The following is a 24,180-nucleotide window of genomic DNA, read 5'->3' as shown; positions in this document are numbered from 1 at the left end:
CTTTTATACGGTATAGTAAAGCTTCATCCCTTGCAACCACCTCATACGTTGAGCAAAACCAATAAGGAAGAGACATGAGTGCTGAATATCAAGTGAACGGCGCCGTTGCCGTCATTACCCTGGCCAATCCGCCCGTCAATGGTCTGGGCCTGGCGACGCGCACGGCCGCCGTGACCGGCATCCGCCAGGCGCTGGCGGACGAGACCGTCAAAGCCATCGTCATCACGGGCGCCGGCAAGGCCTTTTCGGGCGGCGCCGATATCAAGGAATTCAATTCGCCCAAGGCGCTCACGGAACCGACCCTGCACACCCTGATCAACGTCGTCGAACAGTCGACCAAGCCTGTCGTGGCGGCCATCCACAGCGTCTGCATGGGTGGCGGCCTGGAGCTGGCGCTCGGTTGCAACTACCGCGTGGCCGCGCCTGGCGCGCAGATGGCCTTGCCGGAAGTCAAACTCGGCATCTTGCCGGGCGCGGGCGGCACGCAGCGCCTGCCGCGTGTGCTGGGCCTGGAAATGGCCCTCAATATGATCGTCTCGGGCACGCCCGTGGCGTCCGAAAAACTGGCCGGCACGGCCCTGTTCGACGAAGTCATCGCCCCCGGCGCCGACTTGCTGGCCGCCGCCGTGGCCTTCGCCACGAAGATAGCCGACGTGCGCCCGCTGCCGAAAGTGCGCGAGCGCAAGGTCGATTACCCGAACCATGAAGCGTTCCTGCAGTTTTCGCGCAATACCGTCAAAGCCATGTCCGGCCCGTTCCCCGCACCGCTCAAATGCGTGGACGCCGTGGCGGCCGCCGTGACGATGAAATTCGACGATGGCTTGAAGTACGAACGCGAACTGTTCATGCAACTGGTGCAGTCGCCGGAATCGAAAGCCCTGCGCCACGCCTTCTTTGCCGAACGGGTCGCCAGCAAGGTGCCCGACGTGCCGGCCGACACGCCCGTGCGCACGATCGCCAGCGCGGCCATCGTGGGCGCCGGCACCATGGGCGGCGGCATCGCCATGAACTTCGCCAACGCGGGCATTCCCGTGATGCTGCTGGAAACGAAGCAGGAAGCGCTGGACAAAGGCCTGGCCACGATCCGCAAGAATTATGAAAACACGGTCAAGAAGGGCAAGTTGACGCAAGAGAAGGCCGAGCAGCGCATCGCGCTGGTCAGCGGCACGTTGGCGTATGCCGACATCGCGCAAGCCGACATCGTCATCGAAGCCGTGTTCGAAGAACTGGGCGTGAAGGAAACCGTCTTCAAGCAGCTCGACGCCGTCATGAAGCCGGGCGCCATCCTCGCCTCGAACACGTCCACCCTGGACCTGGACAAGATCGCCGCGTTCACCCAGCGCCCGCAAGACGTGATCGGCACGCATTTCTTCAGCCCCGCGAACGTCATGAAGCTGCTGGAAATCGTCCGCGGCAAGGAAACGGGCAAGGACGTGCTGGCGACGGCGCTGGCGCTGTCGAAAAAGCTGAAAAAAACGGGCGTCGTCTCGGGCGTATGCGACGGCTTTATCGGCAACCGCATGATCGAGCAATACAGCCGCCAGGCCGGTTTCCTGCTGGAAGAAGGCTGCTTGCCTGAGCAGGTTGACAAAGCCGTCGAGAAATTCGGCTTCGCCATGGGCCCGTTCCGCATGGGCGACCTGGCCGGCAACGACATCGGCTGGGCCATCCGCAAGCGCCGCTACGTGGAAAAGCCGGACGTCACGTATTCGAAGACGGCCGACCTGCTGTGCGAACTGGGGCGCTACGGCCAGAAGACGGGCGCCGGCTGGTACGACTACAAGGCGGGCGACCGCAAGGCGTATCCGTCGGAACAGGTCAACGCCATGATCGTTCAGCATTCCGCCGACATCGGCGTGACGCGGCGCAAGATCGGCGACCAGGAAATCGTCGAACGGCTCGTGTATGCCCTGGTCAACGAAGGCGCGCGCATCCTGGAAGAGGGCATCGCCCTGCGCGCCTCGGATATCGACATGGTGTATTTGACGGGCTACGGCTTCCCGCTGTTCCGCGGCGGCCCGATGTTCTACGCGGACACGGTGGGCTTGCCGAACGTGCTCGATACGATCGCCGGCTACGCCAAAGGCCGCCACGGCGAAGCGTGGACGCCGGCGCCCCTGCTGGTGAAGCTGGCAGGCGAAGGCAAGGGTTTCAATAGCTAAGCCGATGCCAACAGTATTGTCGGATTACGCGCGGCTTTGCCACGCTAATCCGACCTACCCGGCTCTTGAGCCCTCGTAGAGGCGTAGGTCGGATTAGCGGCGCAGGCCGCGTAATCCGACACCACCAAGGACGCCAGCAAGCATGTTTACTTCTTCTTCGCCACCATCTTGACCGCCTCGTTGACGATGACGGGGTTGTCTTTCTGGATGTAATAGCCGGCGCCCGTGATGCGCTCGATGGCCGGCGCGCCGGACAGGCGCTGCCAATCCTTTTCCTGCGCCCGCACCACGTTTTCAAACGAGCCCATTTCCTCGATGCCGAACTTGTCGCGCACCAGCAGCATGGCGGGCACGCGCAGCGGGCTGTTCATGTCGACGTGTTGCAGGCATTGCGTCTGTGCATCGAACTCGGCCGATTCCGTACTGTTGAACATCAGTTTGCGCCGCGTCTTCACGAGCATGGCGTAGGTGGACGCGTCCGTCTGCAGGCGGTTCCACTGCTGCGGGTGCGTGGGGTCGAGCAGGACCAGGCCGGCCACGTCCTGCGGGTACAGCCTGGCATACACATACTGGTACAGCCCGCCCAAGCCATGGCCGACCAGTATATACGGCGGCTTCAGGCCCGCTTGCGCCAGCAGGGCGCGCTGCTGGGCGGCGATGGTGCAGGGATCGCGCGGCGTGGTGGTCTTCTGGCTGTCGCCATAGCCGGGACGGTCGTAGACGAGCACGCGGTGCTGCCGGGCGACTTCCGGCACGACCTTGGCCCATACATCCTTGCCGTCGCCCATGGCCGACTGGAACACGACGGGCAAGCCGTCCCGGCCGCTCAGGGTATACGCGATGCTGGCGTCGGGCAGGGCCGCAGTGGCCGGCACACCTGGCGTGGCCGGGGCGGATGGAAACAGAGAGCAGCCGGAAAAACAGCCTGCCAGCAGCAAGCCGGCGCTGGAGAGGAGCATGGTGCGCGCGGGGCGGCCGACGAATAGATGATGCATGAATCTCCTTCTTTGTTCACGGACCGGTATGGCGTGCCAGCCATTATAGGCAAATCGTCTCGAAGTGGAAATGCCGAACAGAGCCGGATTTCCCCACCTGTCAGCCGGCCTCGGCGCGGTGGCAGACGGCTTCGATGCGGTTGCCGTCGGGATCGAACAGAAAGGCCGCGTAATAGCTGGCGTGATAGTGGCGCAGGCCGGGCGCGCCCAGGTCGATGCCGCCATGCGCCAGTCCGGCCTGCCAAAACGCGTCCACGGCCGCGCGCGAGGGGGCCTTGAAGCAGCAGTGGCGGCGCGGCGCGTCGTCGGGCTGCGGGCCCAGGCGCACGGAAAAGTAGCTGCGCTCGGGGTGCTGTGCATCGCTGCGCTCGCCGTAGCCTATCCAGGCGTTGGCATGGTCGCTGCCTACCTTGGGCACGTCGAGCGCGGCAAAGACGGCGTCGTAGAAGCGCTCGGCGCGTTCCAGGTCGCTGACGGTGAGGGATACGTGATCGAGCATGGGCACTCCGCTGTAAAAAACAGGACGGCCATAGCATAGCCCGGATCAGGGCGGCCGTGGGCGGGAGTGACCGAGTGATACTGTTGCTGGCCGACTGCCGGTTAAGGGCGGCGGGCGAGCCGCGCCACGATGTTGCGGCTCATCAGCTGCACGCGGGGCGCGAACAGCATCACGGCGCAGAAGGCCACGGGCCAGGCGGCAAAGAAGGCATGGCGCCAGCGGGGCAGGAAGTCCGCCTGCAAACCGATATTGAGCCAGGTGACCCAGGCGCTCATCAGCAGGGTCATGAGCAGCGACATCAGAAAGGCAAATACGCAGCGCAGGCGCAGGGCGTCGGTCATGGGACACTTTCAAAATGGTGAAGATATGCAGCGTAACAACTTGCGGCAATCTATACTAGAGCCATATTTTTAATTTCAAATTCCGAAAATGCAATCATGCTCGACGAATCATGCTTGATGATCTAGCCCTGTTTGTCGCCATCGTCGAGGCGGGCAGCCTGCATGCGGCGGCCGTCAAGGAAGACTTGCCCGCCGCCACCGTCACGCGCCGGCTGCAGAAGCTGGAAAGCCAGCTCGGTTACCGTTTGCTGAACCGCAGCGCGCGCCGCCTGCAGCCGACGGCGGAAGGCTGGCAATACTACGAGCAGTGCCGTCCCCTCGTGCACGCGCTGCGGCAGGCGACGCAGCAGCTCGACGCCAGCCTGTCGGCCGTCTCGGGCAGCATCCGCGTGCTGGCGCCCGTCAACTTCGCCAGCGGCTTGCTGACGCCGGCCTGGGTCAGTTTCATGCAGCAGTATCCGGATATCCGCCTGGAGCTGGAACTGTCGAACCTGCTGCAAGACCTCGTGGGCAGCGGCGCCGACCTGGCCATCCGCGTGGGCGCGCTGGATGACTCCTCGCTGATGCAGCGCCGCCTGGGCAGCGCCGCGCTGGTGATGGTGGCCGCGCCCGGCTACCTGGCGCGCGCCGGCGTGCCGCGCGACTTGCAGGACCTCGAGCGGCACGAGCTGATCGTGGCCGAACCGTTGCGCAGCTGGCGCTTGCGGCGGCCCGGCGACGGCGCCGAAATGCTGATCGAGCCGCAGGCGCGCCTGCGCGTCAACGAAATGCGCCTGGCCGTGGAAATGGCCGACGCGGGCATCGGCATCTTGCTGTGTCCGCTTTTGCAGTGCCGCGACGAGGTGGCGCGCGGTTCGCTCGTGCGCGTGCTGCCCGACTGGATGCCGCAGCCGCGCCATGTGTATGCCGTGTGGACGCAGCGGCGCTACCTGCCGGCCCGCGTGCGCGTGCTGCTCGAGCATCTGGCGGCGTTTGCGGCGGCCAACCCGCTGTTGAATGAGGATGCCGGTGCCGAAGAGGTGGCTGCCCTGGCGCGCGGCACGCCGGGAATCCTTTCTATTTAGTAATACCGAGCGCTTGTACTTTTCGCCAGGATCGCGTTAAGATAAAGCTGCACGCTTATCCAGCGGGCAATCTGGTGTTTTTTCGCGCAATCCGTCCCTATCCATGAGAGTAGCAATGAAATATCTGATCGTTCCCTTCTTGCTGGCCATCACTGGCTGCGAAGTACTGTATGACGCGAACCGGGACAAGATCGGCGAGTATTGCAACAGCCTCAATAATTTCGACGACCGCAACGCCTGCCGCAAGCGCAACCAGACCAGCTACCAGGAATACGTGCAGCAGCGCGACCAGCTGAAAAAGGGCAAGAGCGAAAAATAGGCTTGCCGCCGCCTGCGCCGCATACGCTGCTTAAAAAAACAAACGCCGCTGACCAGTCAGCGGCGTTTTGCTTTGCGGGCCCCGGCCTGGCGGCCGGGGCTTGCATCGGATCAGTCGTCGGCGTAGATATTGTTGTCCTTGGTTTCCTTGACGAACAGGGTGCCGATCACGACAGTCGCCAGGGCGACGACGATCGGATACCACAGGCCGTAATAGATATCGCCCTTGAAGGCCACCAGCGCGAAGGCCGTGGTCGGCAGCAAGCCGCCGAACCAGCCGTTACAGATATGGTAGGGCAGCGACATCGAGGTGTAACGGATACGCGTCGGGAACATTTCCACCAGCATGGCGGCGATCGGGCCGTACACCATGGTCACGTACAGCACCAGGATGAACAGCAGCAAGACGACCATCGGCTTGTTGATCTGGTCCGGATCGGCTTTCGCAGGGTAGCCCGCTTCCTTGATGCCGGCGCCGATTTCTTTCTTCAGCGCTGCTTCATGGGCCTTGCTCTCGGCATCGAAGTTCAGGCCGTCCGGCGTCATGACGGCGTTAAACGAGGTAAATTCCTTCGCACCGATGCGTACCTTGGCGATGCTGCCCGCTGGCGCGTCTTCCTTCGTGTAGTTCACCGAGCTGTTCGACAGGAAGCCCGTGGCGATGTCGCACGACGACGGGAACTTCTTGGTACCGGTCATGTTGAACTGGAAGTGGCAGGAAGCGGGATCGGCCACCACCACCACTGGCGAGTTCTTCAGTGCAGCTTCCAGCTGCGGATTGGCGAAGTGGGTCAGGCCGTTGAAGATCGGGAAGTAGGTCAGGGCGGCGATCAGGCAGCCGCCGAGGATGATGTACTTGCGGCCGATGCGGTCCGACAGGCTGCCGAAGAACAGGAAGAACGGCGTGGCCAGCAGCAGGGCGATGGCGACGAGCACGTTGGCCGTGGCCAGGTCCACTTTCAGGGTCTGGATCATGAAGAACAGGGCGTAGAACTGGCCCGTGTACCAGACGACGGCCTGGCCGGCGGTCAGGCCGATCAGGGCCAGGATGACGATCTTCAGGTTTTTCCACTTGCCGAACGCTTCCGTCAGCGGCGCCTTCGAGGTCTTGCCCTCGGCCTTCATCTTGGCAAACGCCGGCGATTCATTCATGGCCAGGCGGATCCACACGGAAATACCGAGCAGGATGACGGAAACGAGGAAGGGAATGCGCCAGCCCCAGGCCTCGAAATCCTTCTCGCCGGTCGCCAGGCGGGTGCCCAGGATGACCATCAGCGACAGGAAGAAGCCCAGCGTTGCCGTCGTCTGTATCCACGCCGTGAACGCGCCGCGCTTGCCTTCAGGCGCGTGCTCGGCCACATAGGTGGCTGCGCCGCCGTATTCGCCGCCCAGCGCCAGGCCTTGCAGGATGCGCAGGATGACGAGGATGATCGGTGCGGCGATGCCGATGGACGCATGGCCCGGCAGCAAGCCGACGATGAAGGTGGAGCCGCCCATGATCAGAATCGTGATCAGGAAAGTGTACTTGCGGCCGATCATGTCGCCCAGGCGGCCGAAGACCAGCGCGCCGAACGGACGCACGATGAAGCCGGCGGCAAAGGCCAGCAGCGCGAAAATGAAGGTGGTGGTGGGGTCGCCGATGAAGAATTGCTTGGCGATGATCGATGCCAGCGAACCGTACAGGTAAAAATCGTACCATTCAAAAACGGTGCCGAGCGAGGATGCAAAGATGACCTTGCGTTCCTCGGGCGTAATCGGCGTTCCCTTGGTGGACATTTTCCGTACGTCGGCCGAGCCGGATGGTGATGCCATGGTTTGTCTCCCTATGTTTTATAGTGAACTGGTGCCGAGGTCTTTTTGACCATTCTTGCAACAGCTTGGGGCGAGTGTGTTCTCCGAACCTTACGTCATGCTTGCTTGAAACTTACACCAAGCTTACAAATTGCCGATCATTCCAACTTTGCGAACGACCGTACTTAAATGTGCTATTCTCATTCCGCAGACACCCCACCCAATAATATCCCCACAAGGAGACACAGCATGAATGAAGCCGTCATCGTATCGACCGCCCGCACGGGCCTGGCCAAGTCCTGGAAGGGCGCGTTCAACATGACGCATGGCGCCACCCTGGGCGGCCATGTGCTGGCGGCCGCCGTCGAGCGCGCGCGCATCGAGGCGGAAGAAGTGGAAGACGTGCTGGTCGGCTGCGCCTTCCCCGAAGGCGCCACGGGCGGCAATATCGCGCGCCAGGTGGCCTTGCGCGGCGGCTGCCCCGTCACCACGGCCGGCATGACCGTCAACCGCTTCTGTTCCTCGGGCTTGCAGGCCATCGCCCTGGCGGCGCAGCGCATCATCGCGGGCGAAGGCGATATCTATGCGGCCGGCGGCGTGGAATCGATTTCCTGCGTGCAAAATGAAATGAACACGCATATGTACAGGGAAGTCTGGCTGCAGCAGCACAAGCCGGAAGTGTACTGGCCCATGCTGCAGACGGCCGAAACCGTGGCCAAGCGCTACCAGATTTCGCGCGAGCGCCAGGATGCCTACGGTGCGCAAAGCCAGCAGCGCGCAGCAAGCGCCCTGGCTGCTGGCCTGTTCAACGCGGAAATCGTGCCGATGACCACCATCATGGGCGTGGCCGACAAGGCCAGCGGCATGCTGGTGTCGCGCGAAGTGACGATTGCCGCCGACGAAGGCATCCGTGCCGACACGACGTATGACGGCGTGGCGAAGATCCGCCCCGCCATGCCCGGCGGCGTCATCAGCGCCGGCAATGCCAGCCAGTTTTCCGATGGCGCGTCCATGGCCATCGTGATGAACGCGAAAGTGGCCGAAGCGAAAGGTCTGCAGCCGCTGGGCGTCTTCCGCGGCTTTGCCGTGGCCGGCTGCGAACCTGATGAAATGGGCATCGGCCCCGTGTACGCGATTCCGAAACTGCTGAAAAAGGCGGGCTTGACGGTGGCCGACATCGGCCTGTGGGAACTCAACGAAGCGTTTGCCGTGCAAGTGCTGTATTGCGCCGACACCCTGGGCATCCCCATGGACCGCCTGAACGTCAATGGCGGCGCGATTGCCGTCGGCCACCCATACGGCGTGTCGGGCGCGCGCCTGACGGGCCACGCTTTGATCGAAGGCAAGCGCCGCGGCGTCAAATACGTGGTCGTCACCATGTGCATCGGCGGCGGCCAGGGCGCGGCGGGGCTGTTCGAAGTGCTGTGATGCTTGCTTGACAGCCAGTCTGCGGGCGGCCTGAGTGCCGCCCGTTTTCTTTTGCCGGTCACTTTCTGCAAGGCGCGCCGATAGCGGGTACAGTAATGGTTCATTAATAAACAAGCAGCTGCCACCATGCTCAAGCACATCGTTTTCTGGAAACTCAAAGACCACGCCGAAGGCGCCGACCGCGCCACGAATGCCCTGAAACTGAAAGCCCTGCTCGATTCCTGTTCGGATTTGGTCCCCGGCATCCTGAAATTCGAGGCAGCCGTGGCCCAGCCGGGCCTGGAAGCGACCTACGACATCGTCCTGTACAGCGAATTCGCCAGCCGCGCAGCGCTCGATGCCTACCAGAACCACCCCGAGCACGTGAAGATCAAGCCGTTTTTTGGCGCCGTGCGCGAAGCGCGGCAATGCATGGATTACGAAGTGTAAATCCGGGGTCAGACCCGCCGGGTCTGACCCCAGCTCTTGCGTTACGGGCTAAATTCTGAATTCACCCCACAAACAGGAACCCTTATGACCACCTACCAACGCATCGTCCTCGCCTCGCGTCCCACGGGAGAAGTGCAGCCGGATAACTTCCGTCTGGAAACCAAAGAAATTCCAGCCATCAAGGATGGTGAATTACTGGTGCGTAACCAGTATCTGTCCTTGGACCCCTACATGCGCGGGCGCATGAGCACGAATAAAAGCTATGCGGCGCCGCAAGCGCTCGATGAAACCATGATCGGCGGCACGGTGGGCGTGGTGCTCGAGTCGAAGCATCCAAAGTTCGCCGTCGGCGACACGGTGGTGGGGACCCTGGGCTGGACGGAAGTGGCCGTGTCGGACGGCACGATGCTGCGCAAGGTCGATACGACGCACATCCCCGCGTCGGCCTACCTGGGCGCCGTCGGCATGCCGGGCATGACGGCATGGTATGGCTTGAACCAGATCATGGCGCCGAAAGCGGGCGAAACGGTGGTCGTGTCGGCCTCCAGCGGCGCCGTGGGTAGCGTCGTGGGCCAGCTGGCGAAACTGAAAGGTTGCAGGGTCGTCGGCATCGCGGGCGGGGCGGAGAAGTGCGCATATGTCGTCGACGAGCTGGGTTTTGATGCCTGCGTCGACTACAAGGCGGGCAACTTGGAAGCCGACCTGGCGGCTGCCACGCCGGACGGCATCGACGCCATCTTTGAAAACGTGGGCGGCGCCGTATTCGACGCGGCCCTGGCGCGCACCAACGCGTTTGGCCGCGTGGCCCTGTGCGGCTGGATAGCCGGCTACAACGGCGAACCGACGCCGCTCAACAATGCGCGCTTCATCCTCACCAACCGCCTCACCATGCGCGGTTTCATCGTTTCCGAGCAGCCGGAATTCTGGCCGCAAGGCCTGGCGGAACTGGGTACCCTGGTGGCGACGGGCAAGCTGAAATTCCGCGAATCCGTGGCCGAGGGCCTGGCCAGCGCGCCGGAAGCCTTCATCGGCCTGTTGAAAGGCCGTAACTTCGGCAAGCAGCTGGTCAAGCTCAGCTGATCTCCCTCTCGAAAGGCAGGCCGTGCGACAATAACGGCCTGTCTCTTTCTACCTTACACCATGACCAAGCACACCATCCGCCTCGGCGACTGGGCCACCCTGGGCCTTGATGCCACCGCCATCCGTTTTGAAGTCTTCGTCGATGAACAGAAAGTGCCGGCCGAGATCGAACTCGACGACATGGACGCCGTCTGCCTGCATGCCGTGGCCTATGACGACGCGGGCAACGCCGTCGGCACGGGCCGGCTATTGCCCGATGGCCACATCGGCCGCATGGCCGTGCGCCAGCCGGGCCGCGGCACCGGCGTGGGCGGCGCCATTTTGACCTTGCTGATGGACAAGGCGCGCGAACGCGGCGATGCGGCGGTGGTGCTGAACGCGCAAACCGTGGCCGCGCCATTCTATGCGCGCCACGGTTTCGTGCAGCAGGGGGAGGTGTTTGAAGAGGCGGGGATTGCGCATGTGGAGATGCGGCTGGTGTTTTAACGGTGCTTCCGGTGTTGTCGGATTACGGCCTGCGGCCTAATCCGACCTACGCCGGCCTATGGCGGCTATGGTAGGTCGGGTTAGCGCGAAGCGCGTAACCCGACACCACCAGCACCATCAGGTGTTGTCGGATTACGGCCTGCGGCCTAATCCGACCTACGCCGGCTTGTGACGGCCATGGTAGGTCGGGTTAGCGCGAAGCGCGTAACGCGACACCACCAGCACCATCAGGTGTTGTCGGATTACGGCCTGCGGCCTAATCCGACCTACGCCGGCTTGTGACGGCCATGGTAGGTCGGGTTAGTGCGAAGCACGTAACCCGACACCACCAGCACCATCAGTTCTGCGCGTGGCTCTGACGCCATTTGTCGAGAATCACGGCCAGCACGATCACGACACCTTTCGCCACATACTGCCAGAACGACGACAGCCCCAGGATCGTCAAGCCGTTGTTCATCACGCCGATGATCAGCGCGCCGATGACGGTGCCCCAGACGGAACCGACGCCGCCCATCAGGCTCGTGCCGCCGAGCACGACGGCCGCGATGGCGTCCAGCTCATAACCCGTGCCCCAGTTGCCGTTGGCCGCATACAGACGGCTGGCCGACATGGCGCCGCCCAGGCCCGCGAACAGGCCGCTGATGGTGTAGACAAACATCAGCACGAGACCGACCTTGATGCCCGTCAAACGGGCCGCCTGGATATTGCCGCCGACGGCGTAGATATGCAGGCCCAATGTGGTCTTGCGCAAAATAAACCAGGTCAGCAGCACGACGGCCGCGGCCAGCCAGATCAGCCAGGGCACGGCCAGGAAGCTGCCGTTGCCCATCCATTCGAAGCTCGGGATTTCCGTGTTCAGCACGCTGGTGCCGTCGGCCAGCAGATAGGCTGCGCCGCGCAGGGCCGTCATGGTACCCAGGGTCACGACAAACGGGTTCAGGCCGACGAGGGCGACCAGCACGCCGTTCAGCGCGCCCAGCAGCAAGCCGACGATCAGAAACGCGGGAATCGAAAAGCCGGCGAACTGGGCAGACAAGGACATCAGCATGCCTGCCACGGCCGAGACGGCCAGCACGGAGCCGACCGATAAATCGATGCCGCTGGTCAGGATGACGAAAGTCATGCCCGAGGCCAGCACGATGTTGATCGATACCTGGCGGAAGATGTTCATGGTGTTGTTGCTGGTCATGAACGTGGACGTACCGTCGGCCGAGAAATACACGGTCAGGCCATACATGGCCAGGTACAGCACGACCAGCACGGGCAGCATGCCCAGGCGGCGCATCAGGTTCGAGGCATTGAAGGGTTCGCCGGCGCGTGCCGCGCCGCGGGTGGTACTCGTTGTCATGGTCTATCTCCTGAATGATTATTCTTATGCCGCTTCCAGCTGGGTGGCGTAAGCGAGGATGTTTTCCTGCGTGATATCGTCGCCCGTCACTTCGCCCGTCAGCCGTCCTTCGCACATCACCATCACGCGGTCGCAGATGCCGACCAGCTCGGCCAGTTCGCTGGAAATGCACAGCACGGCCGTGCCCGCGTCCGCCAGCTGGTGGATGATCTTGTAGATTTCGCTCTTCGCGCCCACGTCCACGCCCCGCGTCGGTTCGTCGAGGATCAGCACCTTGGGGGCGATGGCCAGCCAGCGCGCCAGCAAGACTTTCTGCTGGTTGCCGCCAGACAAGCCTCCAACGATGCCGTCCGGGCCGGAGACCTTGACGTTCAGGTTGGCAATCGCCTCGCGCGTGAGCTGGGTCAGGGCGCCACGGTTGACCACGCCCGCCGTCGCATGCCTGGACAGGATATTCATCGACATGTTTTCCATGGCCGACAACTGCATGAACAAGCCCAGGCTCTTGCGGTCTTCCGGCAGGTAGCCGATGCCGTGGCGAATCGCCGCCAGCGGCCGGTGGATGTGCACTTCCTGGCCGTCCAGCCACACTTGCCCCGATTGTTTCTTGTCCGCGCCAAAGATCAGCCGCGCCAGTTCCGTGCGGCCCGCGCCGACCAGGCCGGCAAGTCCCGTCACTTCGCCCGCATGCAGGGCGAACGAGGCGGGCTTGACCTTGCCGCCGCCTACCTTGTCCACGCGCAAGCGCTCGGCGCCGCGCGTGGTGCGGCGCTGGTGCGCATAAAAGTCGTCGGCGGGGCGGCCCACCATCATTTGCACGACTTTCTTTTGATCCAGTTCGTCCTTGCCCAGTTCGCCCACATAGGCGCCGTCGCGCAGCACCGTGATGCGGCGCGCCAGGCGTTCCACCTCGGCCATGCGGTGGCTGATGTAGAGCACGGCGAGACCCTTGTCGCGCTGCTCTTCGATGATGCGGAACAATTGTTCTGTTTCCCGGTCGGACAGGGCGGCCGTCGGCTCGTCCATGATCAGGATGCGGCTTTCGTGCACGAGGGCGCGGGCGATTTCCACCTGCTGCTGCTCGGCGATCGACAGGGTCGAGACCATGGTGTCGGCGTCGAAACGGGAACCGAGGTCGGCCAGGATGGCGTTCGTGCGCGCGCGCATTTCGCCGCCCTTGACGGTCCAGAACGGGCCTTGCGGTTCGCTGCCCATGAAGACGTTCTGCGCCACCGTCATGTTCTTGGCCACGCTCAGTTCCTGGTAAATCAGGTTGATGCCTAGGGCGCGGGCCTCGCCCGGGTTGCGGATCCTGATCGGCTTGCCGTCGAGAAGGATTTCACCCGCATCGGGCGTGTACACGCCCGAGAGGATCTTCATCAGGGTGCTCTTGCCGGCGCCATTCTCTCCCATCACGGCATGGATTTCGCCGCTGCGCACCGTCAGGTGCACGCCGCGCAGCGCGCGCGTGGCGCCGAAGCGCTTCTCGATGCCGCGCATTTCAAAAATAATATTGTCGCTCATGACTGTCCTTCCTTGCTGGTGAAACTGGCGCCGCCCGCGAACTGGCCGGCGGCGCCACGTGGTTCAGGTCAGGCAGATCAGTTCTTTACCCAGCCCGTGTAGGTGGCGACGTTTTCCTTGGTGATGGCCGGGGTCGGCAACAGCACCATGGTCTGCTTCGGCGTACGGCCGTTCATGATGTCGTAGCCCATCTGCACGGCATCGGTCGCCATGCGGTACGGGTTTTGCGCCGAGGTGGCGGCAAACAGGCCGGCCTTGTTTTTCAGGGCGTTCTGGCCATCGGGCGCGCCATCGACGGCCGTGATCAGTTTCACGTCCGTACGCTTCGATTGCTTGATTGCCAGTTCGGCGCCGATGCCCGTCGGATCGTTGATGGCGAACACGCCGTCGATCTTCGGATGGGCCGTCAGCAGATTCGACATCACGGTCATGCCGCCGTCGCGGCTGCCGCCCGCGTTCTGGTTGTCGGACAGGATCTTGATATCCTTGAACGCGGCCAGGGTTTTCTTGCAGCCATTGACGCGGTCGATCACGGAGGTGACGGGCGGGCCGTTGAGAATCACGACATTGCCCTTGCCGCCAATTTGCTTGGCCAGGTAGGCGCACGAGACGTCGCCGGCCATGGTGTTGTCGGACATCACGGTGGCCGAAGCGCCCACGGCGCCCACGTCGACGGCGATCACGACCACGCCCGCATTGCGCGCTTTCTTGATGGCCGGGGCGATGCCTTTGGAATCGACGGCGTTCAGGATGATGATGTCGGTCTTGTTGGCGATAAAGTTTTCGATCTGGTCCACCTGGGTGTTCAGGTCATACTTGCTGGACACCGTGGTGACTTTCACGCCGGGGCCGCCCAGCTTTTTCGCGCTTTCTTCCGCGCCGCGGCCAATCGCCACGAAAAACGGGTTGGCCAGGTCGCCCACGCTCACGCCGATCGATTTCAGCGGTTTGTCGGCGGCGAAGGCGCCGCAGGCGGCGGACAGCAGCAGGGTGGCGGTAATGACTTTTTTCATGAGGATCTCCAAGGGTTTTTATTGTAAAAACAAACGGTGCTACGGGTGAAAAACCGGGTGCAAACTTATTGGCTGCGTAATTTCTCGATCATGGCATCGAGCTTGCCCGCATCGACGGCAAAGCCGCGGATGCCTTCGGCCAGCTTCTCGGTGGCCATCGCATCGTCGTTCAGGGCGTAGCGGAAAGCGGCCTCGTCGTAGGTGACGGCCGGCTGCGCCGCGCCCAGGTCGCCGCCCAGCGCGCGCTCGAACGGCGCACTTGACGCTTCGAGCTTGGCCAGCAAGTCCGGGCTGATGGTCAGCAAGTCGCAGCCGGACAGGGCCGTGATCTGTCCCACGTTGCGGAAGCTGGCGCCCATCACTTGCGTGGCGATGCCATGTTGCTTGTAATAATTAAAGATGCGCGTGACCGATTGCACGCCTGGATCGTTGGACAGGCTGCGCGCCGCTTCGTCCCATGCCGCGCCCAGCGATTTTTTATGCCAGTCGTAGATGCGGCCCACGAACGGCGAAATCAGCCGCACCTTCGCGTCGGCGCAGGCGACGGCCTGGCAAAATGCGAACAGCAGGGTCAGGTTGCAAAAGATGCCATCTTTTTCCAGTTCGCGTGCGGCCTGGATGCCTTCCCAGGTGGCGGCGACCTTGATCAGCACGCGCTCGCGGCCAATGCCGGCTTGCTCGTACAGGGCGATCAGGCGGCGTCCGCGGGCCACGGTAGCGTCGCGGTCAAAGCTCAAACGGGCATCGACTTCCGTCGACACGCGGCCAGGCACCACTTTCAAGATTTCCAGGCCGAAGCGCACCAGCACCTGGTCGACGATATCGTCGAGCGAGGCATGCTTGTGGGCTGCGACCGTGCTCTCCAGCAAGGGCGCGTAATCGGGTTGCAGCACGGCTTTTAAAATCAGCGACGGATTGGTGGTGGCGTCTTGCGGCGCGAAGCGGGCCAGTTGCAAAAAGTCGCCCGTGTCGGCGACGACGGTGCTGTGTTGCTTCAATTGTTGCAGCTGATTCATTGCTATTCCTTATCACTGAGTTGGTGCAGAGCTTGCACGGCTGGAAACAGGCTACGGTAGCGGCCGTAGCGGATGCTCAAGGCTGCGCTGTGCGCGGCATCGGGCAGGAAAGTGTTTTTGATGGGCAAGCCCTGCGTCAGCAGTCTGGCGTCGCCGATGGCCGCAAAGCCCAGCTTGGCCGCACCGAGGCTGGCCGACAGTTCGCTGTTGTGCAAGGTGCGCATTTCGCGTCCCAGCACATTGGCCAGCAGCTGCGCCCAGTACTGGCTGCGCGCGCCGCCGCCCACGAGCATGCAGTGTGGCACCACGGCACCGGTCGAGGTGACGGCCGCCATGGCGTCGCGCAAGGCGAACGCCACGCCTTCGAGCACGGCGTAGCCGAGTTGCGCCGGCGTGCTGTCGTGGCCCAGTTGCAAAAAGGCGCCGCGCACCTGCGGGTCGTTATGCGGCGTGCGCTCGCCCGACAGATACGGCAGGAACAGGGGCGCGGATGGCGCGATGGGCGCGTCGAGCGGCACGGCGCTTTCCACCAGCGCCAGCAGGGCCGCCTCGTCGGGCTGGCCCAGCACGCCAGTGGCCCAGCGCAAACAGCTGGCGCCGGACAGGATCGCCCCCATCGCATACCAGCGGCCGGGCAGGGCGTGGCAAAAGCTGTGCACGCCGCCGGCCGGGTTGCCCAGCGGCTGCTCGGTGACGGAGACGATGGCGGCGCTGGTGCCGAGCGAAATGAAACTGTCGCCGCCGTTGACGGCGCCGATGCCCACGGCCGAGACGGGGTTGTCGCCCCCGCCACCGGCCACCACCACGTCCATCGGCAAGCCCAGCTGATCCGCGACGGCGGCCAGCACCGTGCCCGTGGCCGCGTCGCCTTCGGCCAGCGCCGGCATCTGTTCGGGCACCAGGCCGCAAGCGGCCAGCATGGGGGCGAACCAGGCACGGTTGGCCTCGTCCAGCCACAGGGTGCCGGCCGCGTCGGACATGTCCGTCAGTTTGATTCCGGTCAATTGCAGGCGCAGATAGTCTTTCGGCGACAGCAGGCAGGCGATGGCGGCAAACGCGGCCGGCTCATGCTTTTGCAGCCACAGCAGTTTCGGCGCCGTCAGGCCCGCCATGGGCAGGCTGCCCGTTACGTCCGCGTAGGCGGGATAGTCGCGCGCCAGGCTGGCCGCTTCGGCTTCGGCGCGCGCGTCGTTCCACAGGATGGCGGGACGGATCACCTTGTCGTGACTATCGAGCAGCACGGCGCCATGCATCTGGCCCGACAGGCCGATGCAGACGATGCGCGCGTAGTCCTGCGGCCAGCCGGTGCGCAGCTGGCCCAGCGCGTTGACGCAGGCGGCCCACCAGTCCTGCGGCGACTGTTCGGACCAGCCCGGCTGTGGGCGGCTGGTATCGATGCGCACAGAGGCCTGGCCGCGCACGGCGCCCGTGCCGTCCATCAGCACGGTTTTCAGTTCGGAGGTACCGAGATCGATACCGAGGGAAATCGCTGGATGCATGTTGATTTACAGTGAAAGGTCAGGGGCAGCCGCAGGAGTTGCGTACGCGCAAGGTCGGCGACAAACGCTGCACGTGCTGGGCGCGGCCCGGGTTGGCGATACGGTCGATCAACAGGTCGACGGCCATGGCGCCCAGCTCTTCGAGCGGCTGCGCCATCACGGTCAGGCGGGGGCTGAAGTAATCGGCCCAGTCGAAATCATCGAAGCCGGCCAGCGCCACGTCTTGTGGTACCGCAATCTGTGCGTCGCGCAAGGCGTGCATGGTGCCGATGGTCATCAGGTTATTGCCGGCCACGATGGCCGTCGGGCGCTGTCCGGCAGGCAGGGCCAGCAACTCGCGCGTGGCCGCGCCGCTGCGCTCGAGGTTGGAGTCGCCCGAGCGCAGCAGGTCCGGGTCGAAGGCGATATTGGCGCGCCGCAAGGCCAGGCGGTAGCCTTCGATACGCTCGTGCGTCGTGGACAGGCCGGGTGCGCCCGCGATGAAGCCGATGCGGCGGTGGCCGTGGGCGGCGATCAGATGGCTGACCAGTTCGGCAGTCGCCTCGATGTTTTCCACGCCCACCTGGTCGAACGGCTGCGGCGACATGCGGTCGACCAGCACGGAAGCGATCTTGTTGCTGGTCAAGTAGTCGAGGGTGCGATGGTGCGAGTCGCCCGAAGGCGCCAGCACGATGCCGTCGACCCGGCGCTGGTGCAAGTTCTGCACTACCTTGAGTTCCTGCTCGGGATCGTCATGCGTATCGGAAAACAGCATCATCAAACCGTGGCGCGTGCAGGCCGCCTCGATGGCGCGCACGGTTTCACTGAAGTAATGATTGGTGAAAGCGGAAATGGCCACGCCGATGGTGCCCGACGAGGAGCCGGCCAGGGCACGCGCCAGCATGTTCGGTACATAGCCGATCTGCTGCATGGCCGCGTTGACGGCGGCGAAGGTTTTCGGGCTGACCTTGCGGGTGCCGTTGAGTACGTGCGAAACGGTCGACAACGATACGTCCGCCGCCCGCGCTACATCTTCCATGGTGGCCATGGTGTCTCCTGATGGTTTTATTCTTATTGTGTGCTGCGATAGTGTGCGGCTGTGTCGCCGCGTTGGAATCTATCGTAAACAAAAGAAAGCGCTTGCGCAAGCGCTTTCTTTTTTGTGCGGATGGGTGGATGGTGGGTTTTCGATGAGGATAGGGAAAGCTTGCGTAGGTCGGATCAGCGCGCCAGAGGCGCGCGTAATCCGACATCGGGGACGGTGGTGATGCCGGTTGAGGGCGCTGGTGTTGTCGGGTTACGCGCTTGCGCGCTAATGCAAGCGTTTTCTTTTTTCTGCGCGGCGATGATGGATGGGTTTTCGATGAGGATAGGGAAAGCTTGCGTAGGTCGGACTAGCGCGCCGGAGGAGCGCGTAATCCGACATCGGGGACGGTGGTGATGCCGGTTGAGGGCGCTGGTGTTGTCGGGTTACGCGCTTGCGCGCTAATGCAAGCGTTTTCTTTTTTCTGCGCGGCGATGATGGATGGGTTTTCGATGAGGATAGGGAAAGCTTGCGTAGGTCGGATTAGCGCGCCAGAGGCGCGCGTAATCCGACATCGGGGACGGTGGTGATGCCGGTTGAGGACGCTGGTATTGTCGGGTTACGCGCTTGCGCGCTAACCCGACCTACTGGATCACCAGCTCATGCAATTCGCCGGGCGAGTCCGGGAACAGTTTCACCACGGTGGACGTGCGCGTGCCGTAGCCCGGTGTTTCGATGCAGACGGCGGACAGCACGCGCTCGAGGTCGAGCGGCACGCCCGTGTCGGGCAAGCGGAAGTCGGGGGCGCGCGTGGTGTCGGCCAGCATGTCGAAATAGGCCTCGTCGGGGGCGCCCTGGCACAGCAGGCTGGCGAACTGGGCCTTGGTCTTCAGGACCTTCGGCCACGGCGCGTCGAGCAGGGCGTTCGACAGGCCGTAGATGCCCGGTTCCAAAGGCTGGCCATTGCGCGCATCGCCATCGCCGCGGTTGGAAAACCAGATCAGCGTAGTGGCATCGCCCAGCACCAGGTTAAAACCGTTGTAGGCTTTGCAGCCGGTGCGGATTTGCGCGATATAGTCTTGCGGCGACATGTTGCCGGCCAAATAGTCCGCCACCAGGGCGCCGCGCGAGGGGGCGTCCGGGTTGCGGTCTTGCGGGCTGCGGATGTTCGTGATGGCGGCAAAGCGCGAGCTGCCGCTGCCGGACTGCGTGATGCCCATCCAGCTGCCGCCCGCCTGCAGGTCGCGGCCCGCATACACTTGCGGGTGCTCGGGCCAGGCCCCGGCGGGGGCGCTGGCGCGTTCATAGAATTCGTCGCGGTTGGCGGCGGCAATCAGCGGAATGTGCGGATTGACTTTCCAGGCAAAAACGATCAGGCACATGGGGGCAAATCCATGAACACTTCCGTATGGCGCGCGCCGGCCGTCAGGGCCAGCAAGCCTGCCTCGTCGGCGGCAGCGGCCAGCAATTCGGCAAACCCTTCGCCGACGACGGGATAGATTTCCATCCACGTCTGCAAGCCATCCTTGCTGTCAGGACGGCGCTTCAGTTGCGGCGCCACGCCGGACGCGGCCGCCAGTTTCGCCTGCAAGGCGCGCACCCTGGCTTCCAGCGCCTGGGCGTGCTCTTGCTTGACCTGATAATAAATGTACAAATCTTTCATGGCATTCTCACAAGTCGAGTGCGTCAAGCACGTAAGGCATGGGCAGGAAATGCACGGCCGCACCCTGGGCCGAGCCGTAGCGCACGGCGCCGGCGGCGCTTGAACCTTCTTCGATCGCCCCCAGCTTCATTTCAACGAGGGCGTCGATGCCGCCATCACCGTTGGGTGCGGCGTTGACGACCATGCCGCAAGGTTGCTCGGGGTCGCTGACGGCAAACAGTTCGCCACCGGCCACGACGCTTGCGTCAGCGATGCTGACGAGGGTGGTGCGGCGCTTGAGCTTGCCCAGGTACTGGCTGCGCGCGACGATTTCCTGGCCCGGGTAGCAGCCTTTCTTGAAATTGACGCCGCCCAGCAGCTCGAAATTGACCATCTGCGGCACGAATTGCTCTTGCGTGGCGGCCGTGATTTGCGGGATGCCCGCATGGATGTCCGACAATTGCCAGGCGTCATTTCCGCCCTTGGCCAGTTTTTCAGCCAGCTGCGGCCACACGTCGCGCGCCGTGGCGGCGGACGTCAGCCATTCATAGCGGGCGCTGCCGAAGGCATCGGCCACGCGCAGCAGGGTGCCCAGCGCGTGGTCCACCTTGCTGAACGGCGCGGCGGGCAGGGCGGGGAACCAGGCGGACAGGGCCGCGCCGGCTTGCTTGCCGCCGAGGCCCAGCATGACCTGGTTCGCTGCATCAACGGACGCATCGTGCAGCTTGGCCTTGGCGCGCAGCACGAACATCTGCAAGCGCTTCTGGATGGCGGGCTGTATGGCGCGCGGCAATTGCAGATAAATGGTGGTGGCGTTGCGCCACATCAAAAAACTGGCCAGCAGGCGGCCCTTCGGCGTGCAGTAGCCGGCCAGGCGCACTTGTTCCTGCTTCAGGTGTTCCACGTCGTTGGTCAGCTGGCCGTGCAGGAAACTGGCTGCCTCGTCGCCGGTCAGGCCGATCAAGCCCTGGTCCGTGATGGCCGCGACAAAACCTTCTTGCAGTTGGGGCACTGTCAGGGAGTGGCCAAAATCGGCGATGGGGGAGACGCTGGTGGCAAGCGCGGTGCCGTCAGGCGCGTTCTCGGCGGCAAGGGGGCGGGCGCCTTGGGCAGTTAAAAATTGATTCCAGTTATTCATAATTTCCATTAGATCAGCGATTAAGCATTATCATTACGGGTTCATTATAGTGATGTCGCGCAGATTGCGTCGGCAGCGGCAAGATTGCCAGTGTTGGCGCCGCTTTGCGCGCACTTGCTTCACAAATGAACGATCATAACAAGCGCGCGTTGCCCGCCAGCGAGCGCATCACAAGAATCGGAACAATGGCTTTCTTTAAAAAACTTGTAGTCAGTTCAGTCATCGCCGCCATCGGCGTCGGCGGTACTTTTGTGTACTGGGCGCAGCAGCCCATCACCACGGACGGCGAAGCGATCCCGTTTACGATCAGCCCGGGCAGCGGCGCGCATGCGGCCGGCCAGCAGATCGCGGACGCGGGCGTGCCCATCGTGCCCATCCTGTTCAACATGCTGGCGCGCATCGAAGGCAAGACTTCGAAGATCAAGGCCGGTTCCTACGAGCTGAAACCGGGCACGACGCCGCAGCGTCTGATCACGCAGCTGGCGCGGGGCGAGTTCGCGCAGGAATCGCTGACCATCATCGAAGGCTGGACTTTCAAGCAGATGCGCATGGCCATGGCCAGCCATCCCGGCCTCAAGCACGATACCGTGGGCCTGTCCGACAAGGAGCTGATGGCGAAGATCAGCCCCGAATACGTGCTGCCGGAAGGCCTGTTCTTCCCGGACACGTATCTGTTCGCCAAGGGCGCCAGCGAAATGCAGATTTTCAAGCAGGCGCACACGGCCATGATCGGCCGCCTGTCCGAAGCGTGGTTCAAGCGCGATCCGGCCTTGCCATATAAAAACCCGTACGAGGCGCTGATCATGGCGTCCATCGTGGAAAAGGAAACGGGGCAAAAGTCCGAGCGGGCCATGATCGCCGGCGTCTTCGTCAACCGCCTGAAGACGGGCATGCTGTTGCAGACGGACCCCACCGTTATCTATGGCATGGGCGACAATTACCAGGGCAAGATCCGCAAACGCGACCTGGAAGCGGACACCCCGTACAATACCTACACGCGCGGCGGCTTGCCGCCCACGCCGATCGCCCTGGCTGGCGCGCAATCGCTGACGGCGGCGCTGGCGCCGGCCCGCACGCAGGCGCTGTATTTCGTCGCGCGCGGCGACGGCACCAGCCAGTTCTCGGCCAACTTGCCCGACCATAACCGCGCCGTGAACCAGTACCAGCGCTAATATCCTTATCAAATCAAGAGCTTCATGACACAACACTATCAACCGCGCTTCATCACCTTCGAAGGCATCGACGGCGCGGGCAAGTCGACGCATATCGGCTTTGTTACCGATTACCTGCGGCAGCGGGGCGTGAGCCTCGTCTCGTCGCGCGAACCGGGCGGCACCAGCCTGGGCGAAAAGCTGCGCGAACTGCTGCTGCATGAAAAGATGCACCTGGAAACGGAAGCCTTGCTGATGTTCGCCAGCCGCCGCGAACACATCGCGCAAGTCATCGCGCCCGCCCTGGAACGGGGCGAGTGGGTCATTTCCGACCGCTTTACCGATGCCAGCTTCGCCTACCAGGGCGGCGGCCGGGGCATGGACTTGCGCAAGATGGAGCAGCTGGAAGCGTGGGTGCACCCGCATTTGCAGCCGGACATCACATTCCTGTTCGATGTGCCGCTGGCCGTGGCTAGAGCCCGCCTGGATGCCACGCGCGCACTGGATAAATTCGAGCAGGAGCGATCGGATTTCTTTGCCGCCACGCGCAATGAGTATTTGCGCCGCGCGGCCCAGTTCCCGCAGCGTTTCCGCATCATCGATTCCACGCAAAGCATTGCCGACATCCAGGTGCAGCTCGCGCAATTGCTTGATGTATTGCTTGCACAAAGCATTGTAACGCGCTGATTTAAAAGAAGAAGATATGACCAGTTCTCTGTATCCGTGGCAACAGGACGCGTGGCAGCAATTGCAAGCCTTGCGCCCGCGCATGCCGCACGCCATCCTGTTCCATGGCGCGCAAGGCATCGGCAAGGCCGACTTCATCGAGCATTTTGCGCAAGCGCTGCTGTGCGAAGACGTGCGCGCCGACGGCCATGCCTGCGGCGCCTGCGCCTCGTGCGGCTGGTTTAGCCAGGGCAACCATCCCGATTACCGCCGTGTGCGTCCGGAAGCGCTGGAAGACGAGGTGGCGGACGACGGCGAAGAGGGTGAAGGCGCGAAGAAAAGCGCCAAGACCAAGACGCCGTCGAAAGACATCAAGATCGAACAGATCCGCAACCTGGCCGACTTCATGAACATTTCCACGCACCGGCAAGGCTTGCGCGTGGTCGTGCTGTACCCGGCCGAGGCGCTGAACACGCCCGCCTCGAACGCCTTGCTGAAGACCCTGGAAGAGCCGCCGCCGGGCACCTTGTTCCTGCTGGCCTCGAACAGCCTGGACCGCCTGCTGCCGACGATCTTGTCGCGCTGCCGCAAATTTGCCTTGCCCATGCCCAGCCACGAGCAGGCGTTGACGTGGCTCAAGGCTCAAGGCTTGAACGATGCGGACAGCTGGCTGCGCGAGCAGGGCGGCGCGCCGCTGGCCGCGCTGGCCCAGTCCGAATCGGGCGGTCGCGAGGAAACGGAACAGTTGCTGCAGGTGCTGGCCAATCCCGGCGTGGAAGCGGCCCTGAAGGCGGCGGACAAACTGCAGAAGGCGCCGCTGGCGCCGCTCGTGGCATCGCTCCAGCGCTGGCTGTACGACGTGTTTTCCGTTAAATTGTCCGGCACCATCCGCTACTACCCGCGCCACCGGCGCGAACTGGAAGCGCTGGCCGGGCGCATCAACGTCAGCCGCCTGATGGCCGCCATCAAGGCCGCCAACGAGCGCCGGGCAATTGCCGAACACCCCTTGTCGCCCAAGCTGTTCCTCGAAGACATGCTGCTAGACTACGCGTCAAGTTGCCAATGAAATCAAGAGCTTGCGTTACTGAGTTAATGTAAATTATCTCTGCGCCGTTTGCCACGCTTGACCCCCGGTGTTACAGTCAAGGCACTGAACAGCAACGGAGGCGTGCATGCAACGAGTCACTGGCATCGGCGGCATCTTTTTCCAGGCGCAAGACCCGGCCGCGCTGCGCGCCTGGTACCAGCGCCACCTGGGCCTGGACGTGCAGCCCTGGGGCGGCGCCGCCTTCACCTGGACGGACGCCGCTGGCCAGTCCACTGGCGGCACCACCATCTGGTCCGTGGCGGCCAAGGACAGCGAGCAGTTCGCGCCCGGCAAGGCGTCCTTCATGATCAATTACCGGGTCGACGACCTCGACGCGCTGCTGCAAGCGCTGCGCGACGAAGGCTGTAATGTGCTGGACAAGGCGCCGGACTCGGAATACGGCCAGTTCGGCTGGGTTATCGATCCCGAGGGCAACAAGGTGGAACTGTGGCAGCCGCCAGAAGGGCAGTAGGCGCGGCAATAGGCGAAACCTGCGCCAT

24 protein-coding genes are annotated in these 24,180 nt (G+C 63.4%); 11 read left to right on the top strand and 13 right to left on the bottom strand.

The features are described from left to right. Positions 1–74: 74 nt before the first annotated feature. Positions 75–2,162: a 3-hydroxyacyl-CoA dehydrogenase NAD-binding domain-containing protein gene (locus JAB4_RS16670; protein ID WP_070218368.1), complete on the top strand. Its 2,088-nt coding sequence runs from the start codon at positions 75–77 to the stop codon at positions 2,160–2,162. Positions 2,163–2,308: 146 nt separating this feature from the next. On the opposite strand, the gene JAB4_RS16665 is transcribed toward JAB4_RS16670, so the two are convergent. The 3 genes from JAB4_RS16665 to JAB4_RS16655 form a co-directional block, all read right to left on the bottom strand. Next, complete coding sequence (locus JAB4_RS16665) at positions 2,309–3,157, bottom strand: alpha/beta fold hydrolase (RefSeq protein WP_070218367.1); 849 nt, start codon at positions 3,155–3,157, stop codon at positions 2,309–2,311. A gap of 100 nt (positions 3,158–3,257) precedes the next feature. Then, positions 3,258–3,656, bottom strand: a complete 399-nt coding sequence (locus JAB4_RS16660) for a VOC family protein (protein WP_070218366.1) — start codon at positions 3,654–3,656, stop codon at positions 3,258–3,260. Between the two features lie 101 nt (positions 3,657–3,757). Continuing rightward, positions 3,758–3,997: a DUF2798 domain-containing protein gene (locus tag JAB4_RS16655; RefSeq protein WP_070218365.1), complete on the bottom strand. Its 240-nt coding sequence runs from the start codon at positions 3,995–3,997 to the stop codon at positions 3,758–3,760. 110 nt (positions 3,998–4,107) lie between these two features. On the opposite strand from JAB4_RS16655, the gene JAB4_RS16650 reads away from it, so the two are divergent. Further along, complete coding sequence (locus JAB4_RS16650; protein WP_070218364.1) at positions 4,108–5,061, top strand: LysR family transcriptional regulator; 954 nt, start codon at positions 4,108–4,110, stop codon at positions 5,059–5,061. Positions 5,062–5,176: 115 nt separating this feature from the next. Beyond that, on the top strand, positions 5,177–5,380 hold the full coding sequence (locus JAB4_RS16645; protein ID WP_070218363.1) for a hypothetical protein: 204 nt from the start codon (positions 5,177–5,179) through the stop codon (positions 5,378–5,380). 110 nt (positions 5,381–5,490) lie between these two features. Here JAB4_RS16645 and JAB4_RS16640 read toward each other — a convergent pair whose 3' ends face one another. Then, positions 5,491–7,191 carry an MFS transporter gene (locus tag JAB4_RS16640; protein ID WP_070308452.1) on the bottom strand — a complete coding sequence of 567 codons (1,701 nt, stop codon included), beginning with the start codon at positions 7,189–7,191 and terminating at the stop codon, positions 5,491–5,493. A gap of 228 nt (positions 7,192–7,419) precedes the next feature. Between JAB4_RS16640 and JAB4_RS16635 the strand changes: the two genes are divergently transcribed. The 4 genes from JAB4_RS16635 to JAB4_RS16620 all read left to right on the top strand — a co-directional run bounded on the left by JAB4_RS16635 (position 7,420) and on the right by JAB4_RS16620 (position 10,593). Further along, positions 7,420–8,598, top strand: coding sequence for an acetyl-CoA C-acyltransferase (locus JAB4_RS16635; RefSeq protein WP_070218361.1), 1,179 nt, complete (start codon positions 7,420–7,422; stop codon positions 8,596–8,598). 126 nt (positions 8,599–8,724) lie between these two features. Beyond that, a complete protein-coding gene (locus tag JAB4_RS16630; RefSeq protein ID WP_070218360.1) occupies positions 8,725–9,027 on the top strand; it encodes a Dabb family protein in 303 nt (100 codons plus the stop codon). Positions 9,028–9,111: 84 nt separating this feature from the next. Further along, a complete protein-coding gene (locus JAB4_RS16625; RefSeq protein ID WP_070218359.1) occupies positions 9,112–10,107 on the top strand; it encodes an NADP-dependent oxidoreductase in 996 nt (331 codons plus the stop codon). 60 nt (positions 10,108–10,167) lie between these two features. Continuing rightward, complete coding sequence (locus JAB4_RS16620) at positions 10,168–10,593, top strand: GNAT family N-acetyltransferase (RefSeq protein ID WP_070218358.1); 426 nt, start codon at positions 10,168–10,170, stop codon at positions 10,591–10,593. A 337-nt stretch (positions 10,594–10,930) separates the two neighbouring features. Here the strand turns inward: JAB4_RS16620 and JAB4_RS16615 are convergent, their stop codons facing one another. The 9 genes from JAB4_RS16615 to JAB4_RS16575 form a co-directional block, all read right to left on the bottom strand. After that, on the bottom strand, positions 10,931–11,941 hold the full coding sequence (locus JAB4_RS16615) for a ribose ABC transporter permease (protein ID WP_070218357.1): 1,011 nt from the start codon (positions 11,939–11,941) through the stop codon (positions 10,931–10,933). Positions 11,942–11,965: 24 nt separating this feature from the next. Further along, complete coding sequence (locus JAB4_RS16610) at positions 11,966–13,465, bottom strand: sugar ABC transporter ATP-binding protein (RefSeq protein WP_070218356.1); 1,500 nt, start codon at positions 13,463–13,465, stop codon at positions 11,966–11,968. Positions 13,466–13,542: 77 nt separating this feature from the next. Further along, positions 13,543–14,478, bottom strand: a complete 936-nt coding sequence (locus JAB4_RS16605; protein WP_121669532.1) for an ABC transporter substrate-binding protein — start codon at positions 14,476–14,478, stop codon at positions 13,543–13,545. Positions 14,479–14,543: 65 nt separating this feature from the next. Continuing rightward, positions 14,544–15,494, bottom strand: coding sequence for a transaldolase (gene tal / locus JAB4_RS16600; protein ID WP_070218355.1), 951 nt, complete (start codon positions 15,492–15,494; stop codon positions 14,544–14,546). 2 nt (positions 15,495–15,496) lie between these two features. Beyond that, positions 15,497–16,981: a xylulokinase gene (gene xylB, locus JAB4_RS16595; protein ID WP_217494521.1), complete on the bottom strand. Its 1,485-nt coding sequence runs from the start codon at positions 16,979–16,981 to the stop codon at positions 15,497–15,499. A gap of 31 nt (positions 16,982–17,012) precedes the next feature. Beyond that, positions 17,013–18,020, bottom strand: a complete 1,008-nt coding sequence (locus tag JAB4_RS16590) for a LacI family DNA-binding transcriptional regulator (protein WP_070218353.1) — start codon at positions 18,018–18,020, stop codon at positions 17,013–17,015. Between the two features lie 620 nt (positions 18,021–18,640). Continuing rightward, positions 18,641–19,378 (bottom strand): NRDE family protein, encoded by a 738-nt coding sequence (locus tag JAB4_RS16585; protein WP_070218352.1) that lies wholly within the window; start codon positions 19,376–19,378, stop codon positions 18,641–18,643. After that, positions 19,369–19,659, bottom strand: coding sequence for a DUF4936 family protein (locus tag JAB4_RS16580; RefSeq protein ID WP_070218351.1), 291 nt, complete (start codon positions 19,657–19,659; stop codon positions 19,369–19,371). Before JAB4_RS16580 ends, JAB4_RS16585 begins: the two co-directional genes overlap by 10 nt. Positions 19,660–19,666: 7 nt before the next feature. Further along, complete coding sequence (locus JAB4_RS16575) at positions 19,667–20,785, bottom strand: folate-binding protein YgfZ (protein WP_070218350.1); 1,119 nt, start codon at positions 20,783–20,785, stop codon at positions 19,667–19,669. A gap of 176 nt (positions 20,786–20,961) precedes the next feature. Here JAB4_RS16575 and mltG point away from each other — a divergent pair, with 176 nt between their 5' ends. The 4 genes from mltG (at position 20,962) to JAB4_RS16555 (ending at position 24,152) form a co-directional block, all read left to right on the top strand. Next, entirely contained in the window at positions 20,962–21,948 is a 987-nt protein-coding gene (mltG, locus tag JAB4_RS16570) for an endolytic transglycosylase MltG (protein WP_070218349.1), read from the top strand. A gap of 24 nt (positions 21,949–21,972) precedes the next feature. Continuing rightward, positions 21,973–22,614 (top strand): dTMP kinase, encoded by a 642-nt coding sequence (gene tmk, locus JAB4_RS16565; protein ID WP_070218348.1) that lies wholly within the window; start codon positions 21,973–21,975, stop codon positions 22,612–22,614. Positions 22,615–22,630: 16 nt separating this feature from the next. Beyond that, positions 22,631–23,659 (top strand): DNA polymerase III subunit delta', encoded by a 1,029-nt coding sequence (locus JAB4_RS16560; RefSeq protein WP_070218347.1) that lies wholly within the window; start codon positions 22,631–22,633, stop codon positions 23,657–23,659. 106 nt (positions 23,660–23,765) lie between these two features. Next, positions 23,766–24,152 carry a VOC family protein gene (locus tag JAB4_RS16555; RefSeq protein WP_070218346.1) on the top strand — a complete coding sequence of 129 codons (387 nt, stop codon included), beginning with the start codon at positions 23,766–23,768 and terminating at the stop codon, positions 24,150–24,152. The last annotated feature ends 28 nt before the right edge of the window (positions 24,153–24,180 follow it).

The organism is Janthinobacterium sp. HH102 (genome assembly GCF_001758625.2).
Lineage (GTDB): Bacteria > Pseudomonadota > Gammaproteobacteria > Burkholderiales > Burkholderiaceae_D > Janthinobacterium.
Note: the sequence above shows the minus strand (reverse complement) of the source record. Positions and strands in the feature narration are given on the sequence as shown.